Below are 19,155 nucleotides of genomic sequence, written 5' to 3' on the forward strand. Positions count from 1 at the left end.
TAGAGTTAACTGCGGGACCGCAGCAGCGGTGCCGCAGTTTTCTTTAAGCGCGAAAGCCGGTTCATGACTACATCCCCGATCGTCACCTTCGACGCCGCACGCCTGGCCTTCGGGTCACGGGTGCTGTGGGCGGACCTGGATCTGCAGGTGGCGCCCGGGGAATTCCTGGCGGTGCTCGGCCCCAACGGCTCGGGCAAAACCAGCTTCATCAACACCATGCTCGGCACCACCACCCTGAACTCGGGCTCCGTCTCGATCGCCGGGGATCCGGTGCGCCGCGGCTCCGACCTGGTGGGCCTGATCCCGCAGCAGCGCCCCTTCGGCGACAACGTGCCGCTGCGCGCCCGCGATCTGGTGGCCCTGGGCGTGGACGGCAACCGCCCCGGCATCCGGCTGTCCCGCCGCAAGGTGCATGCGAAGGTAGACGAATTGCTCGAGCTCGTCGGAGCCCAAGGCTACGCGGACCGCTCGGTCTCCGATCTTTCCGGCGGCGAGCAGCAGCGGCTGCGCGCGGCTCAGGCGCTTGCGGGAGATCCGCGCGTGCTGCTTTGCGATGAACCGCTGCTCTCCCTGGACCTGCACCACCAGCAGGCGATCAGCGAGGTGATCCACCGCCAAGCCGTCCAGCACGGGGCAGCGGTCATCTTCGTCACCCACGAGATCAACCCGATCCTGCCCTATGTGGACCGGGTGCTCTACCTGGCCGAAGGGAAATTCCACCTAGGCAGCGTCGACGAGGTGATGCGCTCCGAGGTGCTGACCGAGCTCTACGGCGCCCCGGTGCAGGTATTGCGCGTGAACGGGCGGATCGTGGTGGTCAGCGGCGACGGAAACCGGGCCCTGCCTCCGGACGGGCACGATCACCCCGAAGACCACGCACACGAGGCCGGAAGGTAGGCGCGGCGATGAATTTCGCAGACTTCCTGGAGCGCACCCTGAATTTCGAGGACTACGCGCTGCTGCTGCCGCTGGTCACCAACTCGCTGATTGCCGGGGCGGCGCTGGGCATCGTGGGCGGGCTGATCGGCATCTTCATCATGATGCGCGATATGGCCTTCGCGGTGCACGGCATCGCCGAGCTCTCCTTCGCCGGGGCGGCCTTCGCGCTGCTCATCGGCGTGGATGTGGTCACCGGCTCGGTCTTCGGCTCGCTGATCGCGGCGCTGGTGCTGGGCGTTTTGGGCACCCGGGCCAAGGACCGCAACTCCATCACCGGGGTGCTGATGCCCTTCGGACTGGGGCTCGGGATCCTGTTCCTCTCGCTCTACGAGGGGCGCAGCGCGAATAAGTTCGGCCTGCTCACCGGCCAGATCGTCGCGGTGGACGACGTGCAGCTTGGCGGCATGCTGGCGCTCTGCGCGGTGGTAGTGCTCGCGCTGCTGCTGGTCTGGCGGCCGCTGACCTTCGCCTCGGTAGACCCGGTGCTGGCCAACGCACGCGGGGTGCGCACCGGCGGACTGTCCATCCTCTTCATGGTGATCCTCGCCCTGGCGGTGGCCGTCGCCATCCAGGTGGTCGGCGCGCTGCTGGTGCTGGCGCTGCTGATCACCCCGGCCGCCGCGGCCCTGCGGATCAGCTCCAACCCGGGGCTCACGGTGTTCCTCGCGATCCTCTTCGCCGAAATTTCGGTGCTCGGCGGGATCCTGCTCGCGCTGGCCGGCTCGCTGCCGATCAGCCCGTACGTGACCACCATATCCTTCGTGATCTACCTGGTCTGCCGGGGGATCGAGGCGCTGCGTTCCCCGCGCAAGCACCTGGTCTAACCCGCCGGCCCGCACCTGGCGCGGCGCACAGCGAAGGCCGCCCACCAATTGGTGGGCGGCCTTCGCTTTTGGATTCCGGGGGTGGCGCTCAGCTGGCCGCGCGGCGGCACTCTTCGCAGAGCCCGTAGATCTCCACCGTGTGCTCCGGGTCGGTGAAACCGTTTTCCTGCGCGACGCGCGCGGCCCAGCGCTCCACCGCCGGGGCGAGCACCTCCACGGTTTTCGAGCACACCCGGCAGACCAGGTGGTGGTGGTGCACCTCGGTGAGGCACTGGCGGAACCGGGCCTCGCCGTCGCCGCTGCGCAGCACGTCGACCAGCCCGTCGTCCGCCATGGACTGCAGCAGCCGGTACACGGTGGCCAGCGAGACCTTCTTCTGCGTATCCACCAGCCAGCGATGCAGCTCTTGTGCGGTCGCAAAATCATCGACCTCGCCCAAGGCCTCGGCCACCGCGAGCCGCTGCTTGGTCACCCGGGTTTCTGGCTGCGCCATCGACTTGCACCATTCCTTCTCAAAAGCTGTTTCGGGCCGCACAGGTGCGAGCCACGCTAAACCCAATTTTAGCCAACTTTCCAAGGGTTTGCGTGTCAGTGGCTGGCCGAGGGCGCGCCGTCGGCCTAGGCTGAAGCTATGCGCATCACATTACGCGGGCATTCCGCCTTGGAAGTCACCACCATCGATGGTTCGCTGCTGCTGGATCCGGGGAGCTTTTCGCAGCTTCACGGGGCCTTCGCCGGCATCAGCGCGGTGCTGCTCACCCACCAGCACGTGGACCACGCGGACCAGGGCGAGATCCTGGCCGCGGTGCAAGACAGCTCGCTGCTGCGCGTGTATGCCCCCGATGCGCTGGCCCAGACCCTGCGCGGGCAACTGCCGGCGCCCAAGCGGGCGCAGATCATCACCGTGGCCGCGGGGGAGGACTTCGTCGTCGGCGGCATCCGGGTGCGCACCTTCGGCGGAACCCACGCCAGGATCCACAGCTCGATCGAGCTGGTGGCAAATATCGGCTACCTGCTGGGCGACGAGCAGATTTTCCATCCGGGAGACAGCTACCAGGTGCCGATCGGAATCCGCCCGCAGGTATTGCTGCTGCCGCTGATGGCCCCGTGGGCGAGCATCGGGCAGACCATGGACTTCGCCGCCGCCCTGGGCTCCCCGGTATGGGTGCCGATCCACGATGGGCTGCTCAACGAGCGCGGGCTGGAGCTGTTCGACAAAATGCTCGGCGCCCGGGCCGAAGCTTGCGGTAGCGTGCTGCGCCGGCTGGAGCCGGGCACCACCCACCTGCTGAATGAGCTGGCCGAAGGCAGTACGCCCGATTCCCAAACGCCGGAGGAAAACCGATGACGAACACGCTGATTTCCGCCCGAGAGCTCGCCTCCCGGCTCTCCGATGCCGATCTGGTGCTGCTCGATGTGCGCTGGGAGCTGGGCCGCAAGGACGGGCAGGAGCACTACGCCGCCGAGCATATCCCCGGCGCGGTGTTCGTCGATTTGGACACCGAGCTTTCCGGGGCCGCCGGCGCGCATACCGGCCGCCACCCGCTGCCCGAACCGGCCGACTTCCAGGCCGCCGCCCGGCGCTGGGGGATCGGAGCGGATTCCTTCGTCATCGCCTACGACGATTCCGGGGCGCTGGCCGCCGCCCGCGCCTGGTGGCTGCTGCGCCATGCGGGCTTCGCGAACGTGGCAGTGCTCGACGGAGGGCTGGATGCGTGGAAGGAACTGGGCGGGCATCTGGCCAGCGGCACCGAAAGCCGGGCGCCCGGGGTCGTTCAGCTCAGCTGGGGCGGGATGCCGGTGCTCGAATACCAAGAGCTGGCAAGCTACTCCGGCACGCTCATCGACTCGCGCGCCACCGCCCGCTACCTGGGCATCCAGGAGCCGATCGATCCGGTGGCCGGGCATATTCCCGGGGCACGCAACCGGCCGAGTACCGACAACCTCGACGCGCAAGCCAGATTCTTCTCCGCCGAGCAGCTCGCGGCGGCCTTCGCCAAAATCGCGCCGGAAAACCTACCCCTGGCAGCCTATTGCGGCTCCGGGATCACCGCCGCCCACCAGGTGCTCGCCGCCGCGCACGCCGGCCGCGAAGCCGCCCTCTACCCGGGCAGCTGGTCGCAATACTGCTCCTTCCCGCAGTCTCCGATCGCCACGAGCGATGAACAACACCGCCACTAACCCAGCCCCGAAAGGCCGCAATGAGCACGCTCTTCACCAAAATTATCGATGGCGAGATCCCCGGACGCTTCATCTGGTCCGATGAGCGCTGCGTCGCGTTCCTGTCCATCGGACCGCTGACCGACGGGCACACCCTGGTGGTCCCGCGCGCGGAGATCGACGAATTCACCGACGCCGACGAGGCGCTGCTCAGCCACCTGAACCTGGTGGCCGCGAAGATCGGCCGCGCCCAGAAACGCGCCTTCAACGCGCAGCGCGCCGGGCTGATGATCGCCGGTTTTGAGGTCCCGCACCTGCACGTGCATGTCTGGCCGACGAACTCGCTGGCCGATTTCGACCTGTCCAACGCGATGGTGAACCCGGAGGCGGCACGCATGGACGCGAGCGCGGAAAAGCTCCGTGCGGCCCTGCGCGAAGACGGACACAGCGAATTTGTGCCCGCTAGCTGAGCCGCCGCGGTTCATCCGCTACCAGGCGCAGGCGCCCAATGAACGCGGGGTGCACCTGGGCATCTTCGCGCTGGCGAATCAGCTGGCGCACGAGGGCAGGCTCGGTCCCGGCGAGCACGCGCGCTGGCGGGCCGGCAACGACTGGTTCAACGCGGCCTACCCGAATCCGAGCCTCAGCCACCGGCTGGTCTATGACCGGGTGCGAAATCCTGGCGCGGCCGCCTGGTTCAAGCACGGCGCCACGCACCTTCTGGAGCGCGTGGAGCCCTATCTGCTGCTGCTCGATGCGCACCAAATCCGCTGGGAACGGCTGGAGCGAACCGATCCGGGCAGCATCATCTACGAGGACCAGGTGCAGGTGATCGCCGCCGGGCCGGCCCTCGGCTAAAGCGCCGCGAGCCCGTCCTTGATCGCCTTGCGGATCCGCTTCTCGCTGACCGAATACGCGGTGCCCAGCTCCTGGGCGAACAGCGAGATGCGCATCTCCTCCAGCATCCACTTCACCTCGCGCAACCCGGCCGGGGTGCGCGCGCCCTCGGGCACCCGCCCCAGCGCGTTGTCGTAGTCATCCTCCAGCTTCTGGATCACCATCAGCCCGTGGCCGTCACGGGTGACCGCCCCGGAATTCAGCTTCGTCAACCGCGACTCGATGCCCGCCAGGTAGCGCGGCAGGCGCATCAGGTGCGCGGCCCCGGTGGCGGCGATGAACCCGGGGTAGATCAGCTGCTCCAGCTGCGAGCGGATGTCGCTGACCGCGGCGTACATCGCCAGCGACTTGGTGGACTTCAGCGCATTCGCCACCCGGGTCGCGGCGGCGAACACCTGGGAGATCACCGAGGTGATCGAGAAGACCGTGTCGATCTGCTCGGCGCGCACGGTTTCGAAGAGCTTCTCGTAGCCCGCTTCATCCATCGGCAGCGCCTCGGGCACCAGCTTGTCCACCGCGGCCATGGTGCAGTCGGCGATCAGCTCGTCGATGGACCCGTGCGGGTTCTGGCTGAAGGCCAGGCGCTCGGCATTGCTCAGGTGCCCGATGACGAACTTCGACGCCGGCGGCAGGCGCAGCATCAGCAGCCGGATGATTCCGGCCCGGTGCGCGCCATCGCGTTCGGCCGCGGTGCGGTAGACGCTCAGCGCCGCATCCTTGCCGGCATCGTGCAGCCCCGGATAGGCGGTGATCTCCTGGCCCATCACCGTGGTGGTGACCTGGAGAGGCAGCGTGTTCCCGGCGGTGTGCAGCTTCGGCCAGCCGCTCAGCGCGCGCTGCTCCCACTGCCCGGTGCCCGGCGCGCCGGCCACCGCCTGCGCGGCTTTCGCTCCCTTGGCTCCCTTGGCTCCCTTGGCTGGCGCTGCGCCCTGGGTTCCCCTGGATCCGCCGCCGGCTTCGGCTGGCGCCGCGGCGCGCATACTGGCGGGGGAGTTGACCTGGCTGGACAGCGCGGCCCGGTTCGCCGCGGCCAGCTTGTACTGCAAGGCGGAGAGGTCATCGCCGTGCCCCAGCAGCTTTCCGGCTGCGTCCACCACCTCGAAGCCGAAGCGCAGGTGCGCGGGCAGCGCGGAAAAGTCGAAGACCGCCGGATCCACCACGATGCCGCGCAGCCGGCGCAGCACCAGCGCCAGGGAAACGGCCAGGTCATCGGTGCCGGGATCAAAATCCGCGTCGAGCATGGCCAGCGCCTGGCCTGCCACATCCGGGGCGGGCACGAAGTTCTTGCGGATCGCCTTGGGCATGGAGCGGATCAGCGCGGTGAGCAGCTCGTGGCGCAACCCCGGGATCAGCCACGCGAAGCGCGCCGGATCGAGCTGGTTGAGGAACACCACCGGAACCTGCAGGCTCACCCCGTCGCCTTCGGCATCGGAGGCGGCCGGGTTGTACTCGTAGCTCAGCGGCAGCGCGATGGACCCGTGGCTCCAGCTGCGCGGGAACGCGGTCTCATCGAGCTGCTCCGCGTCGCCGGCGAGCACCGCGGCCGGATCGAAGTCCAGCAGGCCCGGTTCCTTGGCCGCCGCGCGCTTGAACCAGCGGTCGAAGTGCCGCTCGGAGACGACCTCTTCGCCCAGGCGCGCATCGTAGAAGTCGAACAGGTCCTCGTCGGAGATGCGCAGGTCATGGCGGCGCATCCGCGTTTCGAGCTCCTCCACCTCGGCGAGCACCGCCCGGTTGCGCTCGAAGAACTTGTGGTGGGTGCGCCAGTCGCCCTCCACCAGCGCGTGCCGGATGAACAGCTCGCGGGCCAGCGGCTTATCCACCCGCCAGTAGTGCATGCGGCGCTTGAGCACGATCGGCAGCCCGAAGAGCGTGAGCTTCTCGTAGCCCATCACCGAGCCCATTTTCTTGGACCAGTGCGGCTCGGAGTAGCTGGCCTTGAGCAGATTCGGGGCGAGCTCCTCCACCCATGCGGGGTCGATCACCGCCGCGGTGCGCGCCCAGAGCCGGGAGGTTTCCACCAGCTCGGCGGCCATCACCCAGGTCGGCGACTTCTTGAACAGCGCGGAGGCGGGAAAGATCGAGAAACGCCCGCCGCGGGCGCCCTGGTAATCGCGTTTGCGCTCATCATAGAGCCCGATGTGCCCCAGCAGCCCGGCCAGCAGCGACTTGTGGACTTGATCCTCGTTGGCCGCTGGGTCCACCGGTGCCGCCGCGACGGTGATCTCCAGCGACTTCGCCAGCTGGCGCAGCTGGGTGAACAGGTCCTGCCATTCGCGCACCCGCAGGTAGTTGATGTGCTCGGCCTTGCACAGGCGGCGAAAGGCGGAGGAGGACAGCTCTTTCTGCTGCTCCTGCAGATAGGCCCATAAATTCAGCAGGCCGATGAAGTCGGACTTCTCATCGATGAAGCGCTTATGCAGTTCGGCGGCGCGTTCGCGCTGCCCGGTGTCCTCGCTGGGCCGTTCGCGCGGATCCTGGATGCTCAGCGCGGCCGCGAGCACCATCAGCTCCTTCGCCACTCCGCGCTCCGCGGACTCCAGGATCATCCGGCCCAGGCGCACATCCAGCGGCAGCACCGCGAGCTTGCGCCCGATCTGGGTGACCTGCGCGCGCTTGTCTTCGCCCAGGGCTCCGAGTTCGCGCAGCAGATTCACCCCGTCGGAGATCGCCCGCGCGTCCGGTGGCTGCACGAAGCCGAAGTCGGCCACGTCGGCGGCGGTGGCGACCACTCCCATGGAGATCATCTGCAGGATCACGCTGGCCAGCGAGGTGCGCAGGATCTCGGGGTCGGTGAATTCCGGGCGCGCGGCGTAGTCCTCTTCGGAATACAGCCGGATCGCGATGCCCTCGGACACGCGCCCGCAACGGCCCGAACGCTGATTCGCGCTGGCCTGCGAGACCCGCTCGATGGGCAGTCGCTGGACCTTCGTGCGGTGCGAATAGCGCGAAATGCGCGCGGTGCCGGTGTCGATCACGTACTTGATGCCCGGCACGGTCAGCGAGGTTTCGGCCACGTTGGTGGCCAGGATCAGCCGCGGCGCGGACCCCGGATGGAAGACCCGGTGCTGTTCGGCCAGCGAGAGCCGGGCGAACAGCGGCAGCACCTCGTAGCGCGGCAGCCGCTTGTTGCCGGCCACCATGGCGCGCAAGGCCTCGGCTGCATCGCGGATCTCGCGCTCCCCGGAGAAGAAGATCAGGATGTCTCCCGGTTCCTCGGCGGACAGCTCGCGCACCGCGCCGGTCACCGCATCCAGCGGGTCGCGGTCATCTTCCAGCGCGTTCGCGTCATCGGGCTCTTCGCCGCTGGCCTCCAGCGGCCGGTAGCGGATTTCCACCGGGAAAGTGCGCCCGGAGACCTCCAGAATCGGCGCGGGCACCAGCGCACCGGCGGCGTCCAGGGTGCCGAAGTGCGCGGCGAAGCGTTCGGGGTCGATGGTCGCGGAGGTGATGATGAGCTTCAGCTCCGGACGCTTGACCAGAATCTGCTTCAGGTAGCCGAGCAGGAAGTCGATGTTCAGGCTGCGCTCGTGCGCCTCGTCGATGATGATCGCCGAGTACTTCTTCAGCAGCCGATCGCGCTGGATCTCGGCGAGCAGGATGCCGTCGGTCATCACCTTCAGCTTCGTATTGCGCGAAACCTCCCCGGTGAAGCGCACATGGAAGCCCACCTCGTCGCCGATGCTCGTGCCCAGTTCCTCGGCGATGCGCTCGGCCACGGTGCGCGCGGCCAGCCGGCGCGGCTGGGTATGCCCGATCATGCCGTGCTTTGCCAACCCGAGTTCCAGGAGCATCTTGGGCAGCTGGGTGGTCTTGCCGGATCCCGTTTCGCCGGCGATGATCACCACCTGGTTCTTGCGCACCGCATCGAGGATGTCGGCGCGGCGGGCAGAAACGGGAAGGGCTTCGGGATAAGAAATGGTGAGGGCCATGATGAGCCCATTCTATTCCGGCGCGGCACCTGCCGGCAGACAACACGACTCGGCGCGGGTGCGGGGCGGCAAAACCGGATGCGCGGGCTGCAAAACCCTTGATCTATCTCACAGTGCCGCACTGTCAACTTTTTAATCCGTCCACCGAAATGTCGGCAAGTTCCGGGGGGTGAATACGGTTGTGCGCCCGAAGCCATGCCGAATGCCCAGTTGTGTCCGGGATTGGCCGATTCAAGAGTCAAACGTCTTTGGTACTGCCAGGTTCATAGTCGAAGTGAGGTCTTTCACATGTAAGATCGTGGGTAATCACCTGCACGTGGTTCGGGCAGTTCCCGGCTCGCTTGTCTTCGCCGATGAGCTGGTTACCGGGCCGACGCGCATGGGGGACATTACTCGCAAAGGGAACTTGTTGAAAGGAACACCATGAAGCGATTCACCGCTTTGAAACTCGCCGCAGTGGCCGCCACCAGCGCGCTGGCACTGACCGCTTGCGGAGGCAGTACCGGCAGCGAGGGCTCCGCCGAAGGCGGTGCCGCGGCCGAGGGCCCGGTCAAGATCGGCATCGCCCAGTACGTCTCGCACCCATCCCTGGACGCCGTGACCAAGGGTTTCAAGCAGGGCATGGAAGACGCTGGGTACACCGGCGACAAGATTTCCTACGACGAGAACAACGCGCAGGGCGATCAGGCCACCAATGCCTCCATCGTCGGCAAGCTCGCCGCGGATTCGGAGATCGATCTGGTCCTGGCGATCGCCACCCCATCGGCGCAGGCAGCGGCCCAGTCGATCACCAGCATTCCGGTGCTCTTCTCCGCGGTCACCGATCCGGTGGATGCGAAGCTCGTGGCCTCCAACGAGGCTCCCGGCGCCAACGTCACCGGCACCTCGGACAAGAACCCGGTCAAGGAGCAGCTCGAACTGCTCAAGCAACTCTCCCCGGATGCGAAGAAGGTGGGCATCGTCTACTCCTCGGGCGAGGCAAACTCCGCAATCCAGGTCCAGTGGGCCGAAGAAGCCGCCGGCGAGCTGGGACTGACCATCGAGAAGTCGGCCATTTCGGCTCCTTCCGAGGTGCAGCAGGCAGCTAACTCGCTGGACGTCGACGCGTTCTACGTGCCGACGGACAACGCGGTGGTTTCCGCGCTGGAAGGCCTGCTGCAGACCGCGCAGGGCAAGAAGATCCCGGTGATCGCCGCCGATGGTGATTCGGTCGAGCGTGGCGCCACCGCCACCTACGGCATCAACTACGAGAAGCTCGGCGAGCAGACCGCGGCGATGGCCGTCAAGCTGCTGACGGGCGAAGCAGAACCTGCCACCATGCCGGTGGAAACCCTCACCGAGGTCGAGTTGTACCTCAACGAAACCGCCGCGAAGAAGATCGGCCTCGAATTCCCTGCGGAGCTCAAGGACCAGGCGATCGAAACCTTCTAGGGAACAAGCACCACCCACCCACGAATGAGGCGAGGCGAGAGGTAAAGCGCCTCGCCTCCTTCGTGACCTAAGAACTTCCTCACCACCCAAGGATCCAATTATGATCACAGCGGTTGAACTCGGCCTCATCTACGCCCTGATGGCGCTCGGGGTCTATCTGACGTTCCGCATCCTGGACTTCCCGGACCTGACCGTCGACGGCAGCTTCACCACCGGTGCCGCGGTTGCCTCGGTCGGCATCGTGAACGGGATGAATCCCTGGCTTGCCACGCTGCTGGCCTTCTTCGCCGGCATGGTCGCCGGCGCGATCACCGGTCTGCTGCATACCAAGGGCAAGATCGATGGCCTGCTCGCCGGAATTCTGACGATGATTGCGCTCTATTCGATCAACCTGCGCATTATGGGCAAGGCGAATACGCCGCTACTGGGCGAAGAGACGCTGATCAGCCCGCTGCGCGCGGCCGGGATCATCGGATCCTCCAGCTCGATTCTCATCCTCTTCCTCGTCGCCCTGCTCTTCGTGGCAGCGATCGTCTGGTTCCTGCACACCGAAATGGGCATGGCCATGCGCGCGACGGGGGACAACCACGAGATGATCCGCTCCTTCGGGGTGAGCACCGATAACCAGAAGATCCTGGGCCTGGCCCTGTCCAACGGTTTTGTTGCCCTCTCCGGCGCGGTGATCGCCCAGTACCAGGGCTTCGCCGACGTGGGCATGGGCATCGGCGTGATCCTGATCGGCTTGGCCTCGGTGATCGTCGGCCAGGCCATCTTCACCCAGCGCTACATCTGGCTGGCGGCCCTGGCGGTCGTCTTCGGCGCTGTCATCTACCGCCTGGTCATCCAGTTCGCGCTGGTCGCCGGGCTGGAGGTCAACGACATGAAGCTGATCTCCGCGGTGCTCGTGGTGGTGGCGCTGCTGCTGCCTAAATGGAAGGGCTTCCAGAAGATCGTGAAAACCTTCAAACGCAAGGATTCGGACGCCGCGCCGAATCAGGAAGTGGTGCGCAGTAATGCTTGAAATTTCCAACCTCTCGCGGACTTTCTTCCCGGGAACCGTCAACGAGCGCAAAGCGCTGCGCAATATCAACCTGAACCTGTCCTCCGGCGAATTCGTCACCGTCATCGGCTCCAACGGCGCGGGCAAATCCACGGTGCTCAATATGGTCGCCGGCAAGCTCTTCCCGGACACCGGTTCGGTCACCGTGGGCGGGAAGAACGTCACCAAAATGGCCGACTACACCCGCGCCAAGTACATCGGCCGGGTATTCCAGGATCCGATGGCAGGCACCGCCCCGACGATGACCATCGAAGAGAATATGGCGCTGGCGCACGCCCGCGGCCGTTTCCGCGGATTGGGCATGGGGGTGGGGGCCAAGCGCCGGAAGCTGTTCGTCGAGGAGCTCAAGTCCTTGGAGCTGGGGCTGGAAAACCGGCTCAAGACGAAGGTCGGGCTGCTTTCGGGCGGCCAGCGCCAGGCGCTCAGCCTGCTGATGGCCACCTTCTCCAAGCCGAAGATCCTGCTGCTCGATGAGCACACCGCCGCGCTGGATCCGCAGCGCGCCGCATTGGTCTCGCGGCTGACCAACGAGATCGTGCAGCGCCATGTGCTGACCACGCTGATGGTCACCCACAATATGGAACAGGCGCTGGCCCTTGGCACCCGGTTGATCATGATGCACGACGGGCAGATCATCCTGGACCTGGACCAGGAAGCGAAGTCGAAGATGACGGTCAAGGGTCTGCTGGGCGAATTCGAGAAGATCAAGGGCGCGCAGCTCGACGATCGCACGTTGCTGCAGTAGCTTCTCCTTACCTTCGATGGCCGCCGGTGTTCCCCGCAGTTCAGGGTTCACCGGCGGCCATCGGGTCTTTAACCGGCCGGGTTAGCCGCACAGGGGCAGTGCGCGGGCGTATTAGGGTTGGAGGGGTTCAGATTTCCCGCTCGTTGCATCCGCAGCACCAGCGAGCACCGCATGAAAGGTCCAGGTGGTTACATGGCACGCAGGCAGATTCCGGTGATCGCGTTGACCGGATACTTGGGCGCCGGGAAAACCACCGTGCTCAACCACCTGCTGCGCACCCCTGGAGCGCGGATCGGGGTGGTGGTCAACGACTTCGGGGCCATCAACGTCGACGCCGGGCTGATCACCGGGCAGGTGGACGCCGCGCAATCCATCGCCGGCGGTTGCGTGTGCTGCCTGGAGGATTCCGGGGGATTGGACCAGGCCCTCGCCACGCTGGCCGCTCCGCGCCTGCGCCTGGATGTGATTATCGTCGAAGCCAGCGGGGTGGCCGAACCGCTGTCCCTGGCCCGGTTGATCCGCTTCAGCCAGGCGAAGAACATCCGTCCCGCCGGGCTGATCGAGGTGGTGGATGCGGCGAATTACTTCGACACGGTGGACACCCGCTCCGATCCGCCGGCGCGTTTCGAGGCAGCCTCACTGGTGGTGCTGAACAAGATCGACCAGCTCGATCGCGCGGTCCACGCGGGCGAGGGCAAAGCCGCTGTCCTGGGGCGCATCGCCGAGCGCATCGCATTGCGCAATCCACGGGTGCCGCTGGTGCAGGCGGTGCGCGGGGGAATCGACCCGGAGCTGGTATTCGACGTGGCGCTGGCCGAAGACCCCGAGGACCAGCTGCCGCTGGGCGCGCTCATGCGGGCCGAACACGGTTCGGGCACCCACCAGCATGCAGCCTCGGTGGCTCTGCCCGCGCCGGCTCCCATCGCGGCCGGAGCACTGGTGAACCTGCTCGAGCGCCCGCCGGCCGGGGTGTACCGGCTGAAGGGAATCGTGCAGGTGGCCACGGCGCGCGGGGTGAAATCCTGGGCGGTGAACCTCGTCGGACGCCATATCCATGTGGCCGCGCATGCTGGAAGCGGGGAACCTGGGCTGGTGGCCATCGGCGTCGGGATCGATGAGCAGGCGGTCCGCGAACGACTGGCGGAAACGCTGAGCGCGGCACAGGGCGCGGACAGCGAAGGGACGCGCCGGCTGCAGCGCCATGCCCGGCTGAGCGCCTGAACGCCAGCGGGTTAAGTGCCAAAAAGTGTGTACAGAACTCCCCGAAAACATGTAATCACTAGGAATAACACCACGAACACATGCTTTGAAAGCATGTACCGTGGCAACAATTGCAAACCAACCCCGTTGTGATGTATGCGGAAATAAGCTGGTCAAGAACGGGAAAACAGGCGCTGGACGCACCCGCTGGCGGTGCAAGAACTGCGGCGCGTCCAGCACTGTTTCCCGCCCCGATATCATCGCGAAAGGACAGTTCACCGGCTTCTACCGTTGGGCCACCGGGAAACACAGTATTTCCGAGCTACAAACCCCTCGGCGGACTTTCCACCGCACCACCGCCTGGTGCTGGCAAGTCCAGCCACACCTTGAGCAAACCGGCGAACAACATCGATACCTCATGCTCGATGGCACCTACTTCAACGGCTACTGCGCCCTGACCGCTTTCAACGGTACTCATATCATCGACTGGCAGTTCTGCGACCGTGAAAAGACCGCCTCGTGGACCCGCATGCTCCAACGCATGGCACCACCACAGATCGCCGTCATTGACGGGAATGGGGCGCTGGAGTCTGTGATCACCGGACTCTGGCCGGAAGCGAAGATCCAGCGTTGCTTCTTCCATATCCGCCAAACCATGGTTAAGCACCTCACTTTGAACCCGCGCACAGTCCCAGGTCAGCAGCTACTTACCTTGACCCGGGCATTGATGAAAGTTGAGACGAAGGAACAAGCGAATCAGTGGACCGAGCAGTTCTATCAGTGGCAGTCCATGCACACAGTCACGCTCAAAGAACGAACCTATGCCAAAGGGAAGTCTGAGTCTCGGCCTTCGTACGTCAGCCCTAATCAAACGTGGTGGTACACCCATATCAACCTGCGCCGAGGCGAGAAGCTCTTCCACAACCTTTTGAAGAAGGATCAACTTTTTCAGTGGTTGGACCTGGCATTGGAGGGCGAGGTGTTGCCTCGGACCACAAGCCCGCTCGAAGGCGGTATCAACGCGGGTATCAAGGACCAGCTACGACTGCACCGAGGCTTGACTCCGGAGCATTCGATAGCGCTCGTGCGCTGGTATTTGTATCGACACGTCGAAAACCCGAAGGATCCGTGGTCGTTCGTGCAGCAGCGGCATTGGGCCGAGAAACCCTCGCCGAAGATCATCAAGGATGAGCCTATTGGGCCGGTGCTTTACGACAAGCATTTCAGTTGGGATGACGGTAATGGAGTGCAAAAAGGGTGGGGAGGGCGTCGCTGAATCCACTTCAGCGCGTCATCTGTACACACTTTTTGGCACATAACCCACTGATCGGGTGCTGTGGGGGAAAAGAAAAAGGCCCCGCAACTGCGGAACCTTTTTGCTGGTGCCCCTGAAAGGAATCGAACCTTCGGCCTTCTGCTCCGGAGGCAGACGCTCTATCCACTGAGCTACAGAGGCATGTTGCTGGGCAACATGAAAATACTATCAGGTGAAAGCGCCATCTGCGCAATTGGCCCGGAGGTGCGGCAGCGCGGCAAATGCCTACAGCATCACAGGGTGCAATGTCATCAATGCCCAAGATGCACGCGAAAAACCGCTATTCTTGAACGGTGACTCCTGAAGAACTCTCCGCTGCCATATCCGCATGCCTTTCGCAGGCCGTAGCCGCCGGCGAAATCGCCGTCGAGGTACCCGACACCGTGCGCGTCGAGCGACCCAAAAGCCGTGAGCACGGCGACTGGGCGACAAATATCGCGCTGCAACTGGGCAAGAAGGCCGGCATGGCCCCGCGCGATTTCGCGGCGATGCTGGTGCGACGGCTTTCCGAGGTCCCGGGAGTCGGTGCGGTGGAAATCGCCGGACCCGGCTTCTTGAACATCACCCTGGACGCGGCGGCCGCCGGCGAGCTGGCCCGCTCCATCGTTGAAGCCGGCGCGGACTTCGGCCATAACCAGGCGCTGGCCGGGCACGTGGTCAACATGGAATTCGTTTCCGCGAACCCCACCGGCCCGCTGCATATCGGCCACACCCGCTGGGCCGCGCTGGGCGATGCGATCGCCCGCGTGCTGCGCGCCTCGGGCGCCGAAGTGACCAGCGAGTACTACATCAACGATGCCGGCAACCAGATGAACGTGTTCGCCCGTTCGGTCTACAACCGCATGCATTCCCTGCCCGTGCCCGAGGGCGGCTACCCGGGGGAGTACATCAAGGAGCTGGCCGACATCGTGCTGGCCCAGGCCCCGGAGCTTGCCGAGCAGGACGAGGCCACCGCGCTGCCCAAGCTGCGCGAACTTGCCTACACCGCGCAGCTGGCGGACATCAAGTCCACGCTGGCCGACTTCGGCGTGAACTTCGACGTGTTCTACTCCGAATCCGCCCTGCACGAGGGCGGCGCGGTGGCTGACGCCGTCGCCCGGCTGCGCGAGCAGGGCCACATTTTCGATCTGGAGGGCGCGGTCTGGCTGCGCACCACCGACTTCGGCGACGACAAGGACCGCGTGCTGATCCGCGCGAACGGGGAACCGACCTACTTCGCCGCCGACGCGGCCTACTACCTGTCGAAGAAGGACCGCGGCTTCACCGAGAAAATCTACCTGCTGGGCGCTGACCACCACGGCTACGTGAACCGGCTCAAGGCCATCGCCGCCTGCGCGGGGGACGACAAGGAGACGAACATCGAGGTGCTGATCGGGCAATTGATCAGCGTCAACGGGGCGAAGCTGTCCAAGCGCGCGGGCAACATCATCGAGCTGCGCGATCTGATCAACTGGATCGGCGCCGACGCGCTGCGCTACTCGCTGGCCCGCTACCCGGCCGATTCGCCGATCGCGCTGGACCCGGAGCAGCTGAAGAAGAACACCAACGACAACCCGGTGTTCTACGTGCAGTACGCCCACGCGCGCTCCTTCGGCGCCTCGGCGAACGCCCAGGCCAAGGGCGTCACCCGCGAGCGCTTCGACGCGTCGCTGCTCACCGACCCGAGCGAGAACGAACTGCTGGCAGTGCTCGGCCAGTTCCCTTCGGTGGTGGCCGGAGCCGCGCAATCACGCGAACCGCACCGCATCGCCCGCTACCTGGAGCAGGTCGCCGGCGCCTACCACTCCTGGTACGCTGCCACCCGCGTCACCCCGCTGGGCGATGAAGCGGTGGAAGAGGTGCACCACACCCGGCTGTGGCTGAACGACGCCACCACGCAGGTGCTTGCAAACGGACTTGGACTGCTGGGCGTTTCGGCGCCCGAGAGGATGTAATTTTTATGACCGCTTCACCGCTGGCTCCGGCCTGGCTTTCCTTCCCGACCGACGTCAACGCGCTGCGCGAAATCCAGTGGGCTTCCGGGGTGTCCCGTGGCGCCGACGGTGAATTGGCGGTGCAGGGGCTGAAGGTCTCGGCGCTCGCCAAGGAATTCGGCACACCGCTGTTCGTGCTGGACGAAAACGACTTCCGCGCCCGCGCCCGCCGGTTTAAAACAGCCTTCGATGCGGCCTTCGCGCAGCTCTGCGGCGGAGTCGACGTGTACTACGCCGGCAAGGCGTTCTTGTGCACCGAGGTGGCCCGCTGGGTCACCGCCGAGGGGCTGCGCCTGGACACCTGCTCGGGCGGCGAGCTCGCGGTGGCCCAAGCGGCCGCCGTGCCAGGGGCGAACCTGTCGCTGCACGGCAACAACAAGTCGGTACCGGAGATCTCCCGCGCCCTGCACATGGGGGTGGGGCGCATCGTCATCGACTCGCTGGACGAGCTGGAACGCGTGATCCTGGTCGCAGCCGCGGAGGGGATCGAAGCGCAGGTGATGCTGCGCTTGACCCCGGGGGTGCACGCCTCCACCCATGAGGCCATCGCCACCGCCCACGAGGACCAGAAGTTCGGGCTCTCCATCCAGCCCGGGCCCACCGGCACCTCCCCGGCGCTGTCCGCCATCGCCCGCGCCCTGGAGGCGCCGGGCATCAACCTGCTCGGCTTGCACGCGCATATCGGCTCGCAGATCTTCGACGCCGAGGGCTTCGCCATCGTCGCGCGCACCATGCTCGGCATCCTCTCCGAGGTGCGCGAACGCCATGGGGTGAGCCTGCCCGAGCTGGATCTGGGCGGCGGCTACGGCATCGCCTACACCGAGGCTGATCACCCTTCCACCCCGGAGAAGCTTGCCGCGCAGATGGCCGAAGTTGTCGCCGCGACCTGCAAGGAGCTGGATATCAGCTGCCCGCGGCTTTCCATCGAACCGGGCCGCGCCATCGCCGGACCTTCGACCTTCACCCTCTACGAGGTGGGCGTGCGCAAGGACGTGTTCGTGGAGAACGGGTCCGGGGGCACCGCGCCGCGCCGCTATGTGTCGGTGGACGGCGGGATGAGCGATAACGCCCGGCCGGTGCTCTACGACGCGGATTACTCCGCCGTGCTGGCCAACCGTATGACGCAAAGCGACGCGATTATTTCTCGCGTAGTTGGGAAACACTGCGAGTCGGGTGACATAGTCGTGAATGACGTTTACCTGCCCGAGGACGTAGCGGCCGCCGATTTGCTGGCGGTTCCGGGCACCGGCGCCTATTGCTGGGCGCTGTCGAGCAACTACAACTACCTGACCCGTCCGGCGGTGGTAGCGGTGCGCGACGGCCAAGCCCGTCTGATCGTGCGCAGGGAAACCGAATCCGATTTGTTGGCCCGTGACATGGGAGTTTAAGTGAGCGGTGAAAAAAGCCTGAAGGTCGCCCTGCTGGGTTGCGGCACGGTAGGTGCCCAGGTGGCACGAATCCTGATCGAGGACAGCGGGGCCCTGGCGGCCCGCTCCGGCGCGAGTTTGGAACTGACCGGGATTGCAGTGCGCAACCTGGAGGCCAAGCGCGATGTGGAGCTTGACCGGGAATTGTTCACCACCGATGCCAATGCGCTGATCGATGGCGCCGACGTGGTGATCGAACTGCTCGGCGGCATGGAGCCGGCCGGGGCATATATCACCCGGGCGCTGACCCGCGGAGCCAGCGTGATCACCGGGAACAAGGCGCTGATCGCCGCCCGCGGCGCCGAGCTGAACGCGCTGGCCGCCGCCTCCGGCGCACAGCTGCGCTACGAGGCTGCGGTGGCAGGAGCGATTCCGATCCTGCGCCCGATCGCCGACTCGCTGTCCGGGGACCACATCACCAAGGTGATGGGCATCGTCAACGGCACCACCAACTTCATCCTCGACGCGATGGACACCACCGGAGCCGCCTTCGACGACGTGCTCGCCGAGGCCCAGGCGCTCGGTTTCGCCGAGGCCGATCCGACCGCCGACGTGGGCGGGCACGACGCAGCCGCAAAGGCCGCGATCCTCGCCTCGCTGGCATTCCACACCACCGTCTCCTCGGACCAGGTGCACACCGAGGGCATCACCGAGGTCACCGCCGCCGATGTGGCAGCCGCCGCCGCGGCGGGCTACGTGATCAAGCTGCTGGCCATCGCCGAGAAAACCGAACAGGGCATTTCGGTGCGCGTCTACCCTTCGCTGGTCAACCGCAGCCACCCGCTGGCCACCGTGCACGGCGCGTTCAACGCCGTGTTCGTCCAGGCGCAGAACGCCGGGGACCTGATGTTCTACGGCGCCGGCGCGGGCGGCAACGCGACCGCATCGGCCGTGATGGGCGACGTGGTCGCGGTGACCCGCCAGCTGGCCGCCGGGGCTCCGCTGCCCAACGGCTCCGCCGATACCGCCGCGGACCTGATGGACTTCTCCGCGATCACCACCCGCTACTGGATCGGCTTGACCGTTTCCGACGAGCCCGGAGTGCTCGCGCGCATCGCGGCGATCTTCGGCGAGCACGGGGTCTCCATCGAATCCATGAACCAGCAGGCGGCGCACGGCGAGGTGGCAGCCCAGCTGCGCATCCTCACCCATCAGGGCACCGAGGCCGCGCTCAGCTCCACCGTGGCGGCGCTCACCGCGCTCGACTCGGTGGATTCAGTCCTATCCGTAATGCGAGTTGAAGGAAACTAAC

At 65.9% G+C, this 19,155-nt stretch carries 16 protein-coding genes and 1 tRNA gene; 14 read left to right on the forward strand and 3 right to left on the reverse strand.

The window, feature by feature from the left end:
• The first annotated feature begins 63 nt into the window (after nt 1-63).
• Nucleotides 64-897: a metal ABC transporter ATP-binding protein gene (locus LG294_RS05885; RefSeq protein WP_404290415.1), complete on the forward strand. Its 834-nt coding sequence runs from the start codon at nt 64-66 to the stop codon at nt 895-897.
• 8 nt (nt 898-905) lie between these two features.
• Nucleotides 906-1,763, forward strand: coding sequence for a metal ABC transporter permease (locus LG294_RS05890; RefSeq protein WP_404290417.1), 858 nt, complete (start codon nt 906-908; stop codon nt 1,761-1,763).
• An 88-nt stretch (nt 1,764-1,851) separates the two neighbouring features.
• On the opposite strand, the gene LG294_RS05895 is transcribed toward LG294_RS05890, so the two are convergent.
• Complete coding sequence (locus tag LG294_RS05895) at nt 1,852-2,256, reverse strand: Fur family transcriptional regulator (protein WP_404290419.1); 405 nt, start codon at nt 2,254-2,256, stop codon at nt 1,852-1,854.
• Between the two features lie 138 nt (nt 2,257-2,394).
• On the opposite strand from LG294_RS05895, the gene LG294_RS05900 reads away from it, so the two are divergent.
• The 4 genes from LG294_RS05900 to LG294_RS05915 are packed head-to-tail and all read left to right on the forward strand — an operon-like array spanning nt 2,395 to nt 4,781.
• The gene (locus LG294_RS05900; RefSeq protein WP_404290421.1) at nt 2,395-3,111 is read left to right on the forward strand and encodes an MBL fold metallo-hydrolase; all 717 of its coding nucleotides are present in this window, start codon (nt 2,395-2,397) and stop codon (nt 3,109-3,111) included.
• Nucleotides 3,108-3,944 carry a sulfurtransferase gene (locus LG294_RS05905; RefSeq protein WP_404290423.1) on the forward strand — a complete coding sequence of 279 codons (837 nt, stop codon included), beginning with the start codon at nt 3,108-3,110 and terminating at the stop codon, nt 3,942-3,944. The genes LG294_RS05900 and LG294_RS05905 overlap by 4 nt, the downstream gene beginning before the upstream one ends.
• 20 nt (nt 3,945-3,964) lie before the next feature.
• On the forward strand, nt 3,965-4,393 hold the full coding sequence (locus LG294_RS05910; protein ID WP_404290425.1) for an HIT family protein: 429 nt from the start codon (nt 3,965-3,967) through the stop codon (nt 4,391-4,393).
• A gap of 49 nt (nt 4,394-4,442) precedes the next feature.
• Nucleotides 4,443-4,781, forward strand: a complete 339-nt coding sequence (locus tag LG294_RS05915; RefSeq protein ID WP_404290426.1) for a hypothetical protein — start codon at nt 4,443-4,445, stop codon at nt 4,779-4,781.
• Here LG294_RS05915 and hrpA read toward each other — a convergent pair.
• Nucleotides 4,778-8,752, reverse strand: coding sequence for an ATP-dependent RNA helicase HrpA (gene hrpA, locus LG294_RS05920; protein ID WP_404290428.1), 3,975 nt, complete (start codon nt 8,750-8,752; stop codon nt 4,778-4,780). The two genes, LG294_RS05915 and hrpA, sit on opposite strands and share 4 nt — an antisense overlap.
• A 423-nt stretch (nt 8,753-9,175) precedes the next feature.
• Between hrpA and LG294_RS05925 the strand changes: the two genes are divergently transcribed.
• The 5 genes from LG294_RS05925 to LG294_RS05945 all read left to right on the forward strand — a co-directional run bounded on the left by LG294_RS05925 (nt 9,176) and on the right by LG294_RS05945 (nt 14,464).
• Complete coding sequence (locus LG294_RS05925; RefSeq protein WP_404290430.1) at nt 9,176-10,183, forward strand: ABC transporter substrate-binding protein; 1,008 nt, start codon at nt 9,176-9,178, stop codon at nt 10,181-10,183.
• A 100-nt stretch (nt 10,184-10,283) separates the two neighbouring features.
• Entirely contained in the window at nt 10,284-11,204 is a 921-nt protein-coding gene (locus tag LG294_RS05930) for an ABC transporter permease (RefSeq protein ID WP_404290432.1), read from the forward strand.
• Nucleotides 11,197-11,988, forward strand: coding sequence for an ABC transporter ATP-binding protein (locus LG294_RS05935; protein ID WP_404290434.1), 792 nt, complete (start codon nt 11,197-11,199; stop codon nt 11,986-11,988). The genes LG294_RS05930 and LG294_RS05935 overlap by 8 nt, the downstream gene beginning before the upstream one ends.
• Before the next feature lie 171 nt (nt 11,989-12,159).
• Nucleotides 12,160-13,209: a CobW family GTP-binding protein gene (locus LG294_RS05940; protein ID WP_404290436.1), complete on the forward strand. Its 1,050-nt coding sequence runs from the start codon at nt 12,160-12,162 to the stop codon at nt 13,207-13,209.
• Between the two features lie 100 nt (nt 13,210-13,309).
• Nucleotides 13,310-14,464 (forward strand): IS1249 family transposase, encoded by a 1,155-nt coding sequence (locus LG294_RS05945; RefSeq protein WP_404285512.1) that lies wholly within the window; start codon nt 13,310-13,312, stop codon nt 14,462-14,464.
• A gap of 104 nt (nt 14,465-14,568) precedes the next feature.
• Here LG294_RS05945 and LG294_RS05950 read toward each other — a convergent pair.
• Nucleotides 14,569-14,644: transfer RNA gene (locus LG294_RS05950), tRNA-Arg, on the reverse strand.
• Nucleotides 14,645-14,796: 152 nt separating this feature from the next.
• Here LG294_RS05950 and argS point away from each other — a divergent pair.
• The 3 genes from argS to LG294_RS05965 are packed head-to-tail and all read left to right on the forward strand — an operon-like array spanning nt 14,797 to nt 19,154.
• Nucleotides 14,797-16,437: an arginine--tRNA ligase gene (gene argS / locus LG294_RS05955; RefSeq protein WP_404290438.1), complete on the forward strand. Its 1,641-nt coding sequence runs from the start codon at nt 14,797-14,799 to the stop codon at nt 16,435-16,437.
• Nucleotides 16,438-16,442: 5 nt separating this feature from the next.
• Nucleotides 16,443-17,864, forward strand: coding sequence for a diaminopimelate decarboxylase (lysA, locus tag LG294_RS05960; protein ID WP_404290440.1), 1,422 nt, complete (start codon nt 16,443-16,445; stop codon nt 17,862-17,864).
• Complete coding sequence (locus LG294_RS05965; protein ID WP_404290442.1) at nt 17,865-19,154, forward strand: homoserine dehydrogenase; 1,290 nt, start codon at nt 17,865-17,867, stop codon at nt 19,152-19,154.
• Nucleotide 19,155: the final 1 nt, after the last annotated feature.

The organism is Glutamicibacter arilaitensis (assembly GCF_044793945.1).
Taxonomy (GTDB): domain Bacteria; phylum Actinomycetota; class Actinomycetes; order Actinomycetales; family Micrococcaceae; genus Glutamicibacter; species Glutamicibacter arilaitensis_B.